Origin of the sequence: Methylobacterium sp. WL19 (assembly GCF_008040005.1) — a bacterium.
In the GTDB taxonomy this organism is placed as follows: domain Bacteria; phylum Pseudomonadota; class Alphaproteobacteria; order Rhizobiales; family Beijerinckiaceae; genus Methylobacterium; species Methylobacterium bullatum.
Map to the genome: position 1 here is coordinate 1 of NZ_VRVC01000212.1, position 4,974 is coordinate 4,974.

Sequence of the window (4,974 nt, forward strand, 5' to 3'; positions counted from 1 at the left end):
GAGTTCGGCGAGCGCCGCGAGCAGGGCCTCGACGGTGACCGGCTCGGCCCTGGCCCCGGTGAGGCAGCGCAGGCCCGGTGCGTTCTCGAGGGCGCAGGCGTCCGAGACCCAGGAGGCCAGGATCGTCCGCTTCTCCTCGCGGTTCAGGAGCGGGTGCGCCAGCACCTCGCGCGGATGACGGAACACGTCCCCGGGGGCGACCACGGCCTGCCACGCCTCGAACGAGGCGGACTGGGTCGCGGCTGGGTTCATGGGGCCGTTCATGAGGCCGGACGTTCCGAGGCCGGAACGGGACAAGTGCGTCTCCCTCATCGACATGATCGATCCTCCCTGATGGCTGTGAGGCAGGACTAAAACGATGCGGCCCTCGCGGACCCGAAGGCCCCCGAGGTTCGACTGTCATGGCTCAAGGCGGGTTCAGGCCGCCTCGGCGTGGTCCTCGACCTGCGCGTGCGCGTTGTCCTGAACCTGCGCGTTGTCCTGGCCGATGGGGCTCGTCGCGCCGGCGATGGCGATGCGGCGGGGCTTGAGGGCCTCCGGCACCTCGCGCTTGAGGTCCACGGTCAGCAGTCCGTTGTCGAGGCTGGCGCCCGTGACCCTCACGTGGTCGGCCAGGTTGAAGGTCTGCCGGAAGGGCCGCGTCGCGATTCCGCGATGCAGATAGGCGCGCTCCCCGTCCTGGTCGGTGGTCCGGTCGCCTCTCCGGCCGGTCCTCTGGCCCGTGACCTGGAGGACGGTGTCGTGCTGCGTCAGGTCGATCTCATCCGGCGTGAAGCCGGCGACCGCCATGGTGATGCGATAGGCGTCGTCGGCCACCTTCTCGATGTCGTAGGGCGGCCAGGTCGTCGACGGCTCGACGCGGGCTGCCTGGTCGAGCAGCGAGATCATGCGGTCGAAACCGACGGTCGAGCGATAGAGCGGTGCGAAATCCAAGGTCCTCATGACCACATCCTCCTGAAGAGCAACGTGATGACAAAGGCCGCCGGACACCGTGTCCGGCGCCAAGGTGCGAGCCGTTCATGGCCTCGCACGCGTGAAACGCAGAGGTCGGCGTGCGGTTCCGGGGCGATGTGGATTTTTTCGCGGTGTGAGGGCCGGGCTTCGGACCCGCCTTCCATCGCGAATCGCCCGGAAACGCTATCTCTGAATACTTCGCCGTCTCAGCGCGCCGCCGCCGTCGTCGCGGATCGTGGCGGCGTCTCGGCGACGATGTGGAATGCCGCCGGGCGGCGGAACAGGAAGACGAAGGGCGTGTGGCGCACCACCCGTTCGATGGCGAGGGGGACGAGCACGGCGACGAGGGTCACGACGAGGCTGGCCAGCCCGATATCGGTGACGGCGCCGGTCTTCACGATCAGCATCCGGGTCGCCGCCATGGGCAGGAAGAAGGCGAGGTAGATGACGATCGAGCGCTCGCCGCAGGCTCTGAGCGCCGCCGTCAAAGGCCCCCCGGCGAGGGTGAGCAATGCGCCGACGGCCACGATGGCGAGTGCCCCGGCCCCGCCGAGGGCGAGGCTGACGAGGGGCAGGCTCGCCAGGGTCGGAAAGGTCGCGTGGCCGGTGGCGGTGAAGGCGAAGAGGCCGTTCACCACGGCCCAGGCCGCAAGGCCGACGAGGGCGGCGCGGGGGTGGCGACGGACGAGGTCGGCGAACCGGAAGATCCGGGCCGCGAACAGGTAGCCGGCGACGAACCAGACGTAGCGGCCGCAGAATTCGGTGACGAGATCCGAATATCCGTCGAGGGGAAGGCTCTGGAGCAGGGCGGCCCCGCCGAGGAGCAGCGCCGGATGCAGGCCCCGCAGCAGCTTCGTCAGCACCGAGAACACGGCGAGCAGGTAGATGAACCAGAGGGTGGAATAGGGCTCCACCAGAGCGTGGGCGAGATGGGCGAGAAAAGCCCCCGGCCCGGCGCCATCGACGATCTGGCCGTATTTCACCGCCGATTGGATGAGGACCCAGAGCAGATAGAAATAGGCGAAATGCACCACCCGCCGGTCGGCGAAGAGACGCCAGTCCCGGTCGATCACGCGGCCGACGAACAGACCCGACAGGAGGAAGAAATCGGGGATGCGGAACGGCTTGGCGAAGGCGACCACATTGTGGAGGAAGCCCTCGCCACCCATCTCGTTGCCGGTGCCGAGGGTCGAGTGCATCATCACCACGAGGACGATGCACAGGCCCTTGGCGACATCGACCCAGGCGAGTCTCAGGGCCTCCTCGGCGCCGGGGCCTGGGATCTGGGTCGCTGGGGCCAAAGCTGCACTCCGTCGCAATCCGGGGACGAGCATGGCCGATCCGGGGTCAAGGCCGGCTGCCTGTGATGCAGCTTTCCTTGATCGATGCCGGATGAACGGTCAACGCGACGATTCGGATGCCGGGCAGTCCGCGGCGGACCCTCGAAGCGGGCGAGGCGCCGGGGGGGGCGGGGCGTCAGGAGACCTTGCGGCGCGAGAGCTTGCGAGCCCGCGTCATCCGCGTCGCGGCGTGGAAATCGTCCGGCTTGGTGCGCACCCAGGCGAGGAAGCCGCTGATTTCGGGGTCGGCCCGCAGAACCTCGATATCGGCCAGACGCCGGGCGATCTCGGCCTCGCTGTAGCGGGCGTGGATCGCCGAATGGCAGATCTGATGCAGGCGGACGGTGCCGGCCTTGGCGCCGCCCTTCAGCTTGGGCGTGAGGTGGTGCAGGCTCGATTTGGCGCGCGGCGGGATCGGCCGTTCGCAGAGCGGGCAGATCGCGGGGCCGGACGAGCGGTTGCCGGTCTCCTCGTCCTCCCGCCATTGCCGTGCGCGTCGTCCCAAATTCCCGTCTCCCATCCTGCCGGTATCAACGCGGCATTGTCGGAACGGGCTCGGCACTCAGGACGGGACGGAACGTCGCTTCCGCCTCCGCGTCGCGTTGGCCGAGGAGCGAGACGTGATCGCCCGGTACCGCGACGAACCGCGCCCTGGTGCCGGCGAGGGCCGCGAGGTCGCGCCCATGGGCCGCCGGAATGACGGGATCGTCGGTGCCGTGGACGATGAGGATGCGCCCCGCCGCCGCACCGATGCGGCGATCCGAGCGCCAGGTATCGCGCAGGAGCAGCCGGGGCAGCAGAGGGAAGTGTTCGCCGACGAGGCGGATGAGGGAGACGAACGGGGCTTCGAGATAGAGGCCGAGATGCGGCTCGCGTGCGGCCACGGCCACGGCCACCGCCGCCCCCATGGAATGGCCGTGGAGCAGGATCGGCGCGTCCGGGGCGCGGTCGCGCACGAAGCGGTAAGCGGCCAGCCCGTCCTCGATGAGGCCCGCCTCGCTCGGTGATCCGGTGGAGCCCGGATAGCCGCGATAGGCGATGGCGAGGGTGCCCCAGCCGGCGGCGCGCCAGACCCCGTTCGAGAACCGCGCGGCATGCGGTTCGGGCAGCGAGCCGTTGCCGTGGAAGGTCAGCACCACGCCGCGTCCGGGTTCCGGCGCCCGCCACAGGCCGTAGAGGCGGTGGCCGTCGGACGTGGTCAGCGTGACCGCCTCCGTCCCGGCCGGCACCCCGCGCTCGCCCTCGCCGAAACCGGCCCCGAAAGCGCCGGGATAGATGAGATGACGCTGGAACAGGAACAGGGCGCCGAGGGCCGAGGCGGTAAGCCCGAGGGCGAGGAACAGGAGGACGCGGAGCAGGGTCATGCGGGGCGGGCTTGGCTCACGGAAGAGTGGACGAGAAGCGCCGTCGGGGACGGTGCGCTGTTGAGACCACCACTTTATCGTGTCATGCGCACGAAGCATCCCGCGTTGCGACAGTGCCGCGCGGGGGTGCGCACGGAGGGAAGGCCGGGATCGTCACCCGCCGCCGCCCGTCCGTCGGTCCGAGGCTCCATCGGGGGTGAGATGTCGTCAGAGCTTCCGCCAAGCCAGGTTCGCGCCGCGACCCTTCCGGTCGGCCCGAGCGCGAACTTCCTGCTGATCGCCCTGATCTTCCTCGGGACCGGCCTCGCCATCGGCACCGGCGTCGTGGAGGGGTCCGGCGCGGCCTTCGTCTTCGTGATGGCGGGCTGGCTGCTCAGCCTGTGCCTGCACGAATTCGGCCATGCCTTCGTCGCCTGGAAAGGGGGCGATGCGGACATCCCGCGCAGCGGCTACCTCACCCTGGACCCGCGGCTCTACGCCGACGCGCTCTCCTCCATCGTCCTGCCGCTGCTGTTCACGATCCTCGGCGGGATCGGGTTTCCCGGCGGACGCGTGTTCGTGAACACCCATCTCCTTCGCAGCAAGGTCTGGATCTCCGCCGTGTCGGCGGCCGGCCCGGCGATGAACGGCCTCGTCCTCCTCGCGCTGGCCCTGCTCTATTCCCTCACGGGCGAGGAGTCCGACACGCTGCGGGCGGTGCTGGCCGTCTCCGCCCTGTTCCAGGGCACCGCCATCATCCTCAACCTGATGCCGCTTCCGGGCCTCGACGGTTACGGCATCCTTCAGCCCTGGCTCCCCGAGCCCGTGCGCCGCGTCGCCGACCAGGCGGCCCTGCACGTCAACCTGATCCTGGCGGGGCTCTTCCTGTTCTCCAGCGCTTTCGGCCCGGCTGTGTTCCGGGTGAGCCTCCTCCTCATTGGCCTTCTCGGCATCGAGATCGTGGATGCGCGCGTCGGCTACGGCCTGATCCGTCTCTGGTAAGGCGTCCGCGCCCGGCCTATGAGGCAGGGAGGGCGGTGCGGCCCACGGAGACGGCAATGGCCCTGAAGACGACGTTCGTGGTCCAGACCTTCGTGATCAAGCGCAAGCGCCTCGTGCCCGGTGACCGCGAAGTGGCGCCAACGGAGAGCGGTGCGCTGAAGAAGGCGGAGGCCATGTCCGGCCGCATGCCCGGCACCGCCGCCCTGAAGGTGGTGGCCGACGACGAGACCGGCGAACTCGAAAGCGCGACGATCCTCGGCCAGTTCGGCGAGGTGCCCGACGATTTCGCCGAAAGCCTCACCGGCGGCTGACAGGCTCACGGGCGGGTGAGGGGC

Annotated in this window: 6 protein-coding genes and 1 pseudogene; 2 read left to right on the top strand and 5 right to left on the bottom strand. The window is 69.6% G+C overall.

The annotated features are described in order from the left end of the window. The 5 genes and pseudogenes from FV220_RS24035 to FV220_RS24055 form a co-directional block, all read right to left on the bottom strand. Positions 1 to 318, bottom strand: a pseudogene (locus tag FV220_RS24035) (hypothetical protein); the annotation flags it as partial. A gap of 99 nt (positions 319 to 417) precedes the next feature. Continuing rightward, positions 418 to 942: an Hsp20 family protein gene (locus FV220_RS24040; RefSeq protein WP_056143408.1), complete on the bottom strand. Its 525-nt coding sequence runs from the start codon at positions 940 to 942 to the stop codon at positions 418 to 420. A gap of 218 nt (positions 943 to 1,160) precedes the next feature. Further along, entirely contained in the window at positions 1,161 to 2,255 is a 1,095-nt protein-coding gene (locus tag FV220_RS24045) for an acyltransferase family protein (RefSeq protein WP_147833479.1), read from the bottom strand. 175 nt (positions 2,256 to 2,430) lie between these two features. Beyond that, positions 2,431 to 2,814: a restriction endonuclease gene (locus FV220_RS24050; RefSeq protein WP_187273525.1), complete on the bottom strand. Its 384-nt coding sequence runs from the start codon at positions 2,812 to 2,814 to the stop codon at positions 2,431 to 2,433. 10 nt (positions 2,815 to 2,824) lie between these two features. After that, entirely contained in the window at positions 2,825 to 3,658 is an 834-nt protein-coding gene (locus FV220_RS24055; RefSeq protein ID WP_147833480.1) for an alpha/beta hydrolase, read from the bottom strand. Positions 3,659 to 3,859: 201 nt separating this feature from the next. Here FV220_RS24055 and FV220_RS24060 point away from each other — a divergent pair, with 201 nt between their 5' ends. Both FV220_RS24060 and FV220_RS24065 read left to right on the top strand, forming a co-directional pair. Then, a complete protein-coding gene (locus tag FV220_RS24060) occupies positions 3,860 to 4,639 on the top strand; it encodes a site-2 protease family protein (RefSeq protein WP_056143412.1) in 780 nt (259 codons plus the stop codon). A 56-nt stretch (positions 4,640 to 4,695) separates the two neighbouring features. Beyond that, positions 4,696 to 4,950 (top strand): hypothetical protein, encoded by a 255-nt coding sequence (locus FV220_RS24065; protein ID WP_027171111.1) that lies wholly within the window; start codon positions 4,696 to 4,698, stop codon positions 4,948 to 4,950. The last annotated feature ends 24 nt before the right edge of the window (positions 4,951 to 4,974 follow it).

What these genes read in the sequence shown, in the direction of transcription:
- FV220_RS24040 (WP_056143408.1), bottom strand. Translation starts at nt 942, where the DNA reads ATGAGGACCTTGGATTTCGCACCGCTCTATCGCTCGACCGTCGGTTTC.
- FV220_RS24050 (WP_187273525.1), bottom strand. Translation starts at nt 2,814, where the DNA reads ATGGGAGACGGGAATTTGGGACGACGCGCACGGCAATGGCGGGAGGAC.
- FV220_RS24055 (WP_147833480.1), bottom strand. Translation starts at nt 3,658, where the DNA reads ATGACCCTGCTCCGCGTCCTCCTGTTCCTCGCCCTCGGGCTTACCGCC.
- FV220_RS24060 (WP_056143412.1), top strand. Translation starts at nt 3,860, where the DNA reads ATGTCGTCAGAGCTTCCGCCAAGCCAGGTTCGCGCCGCGACCCTTCCG.
- FV220_RS24065 (WP_027171111.1), top strand. Translation starts at nt 4,696, where the DNA reads ATGGCCCTGAAGACGACGTTCGTGGTCCAGACCTTCGTGATCAAGCGC.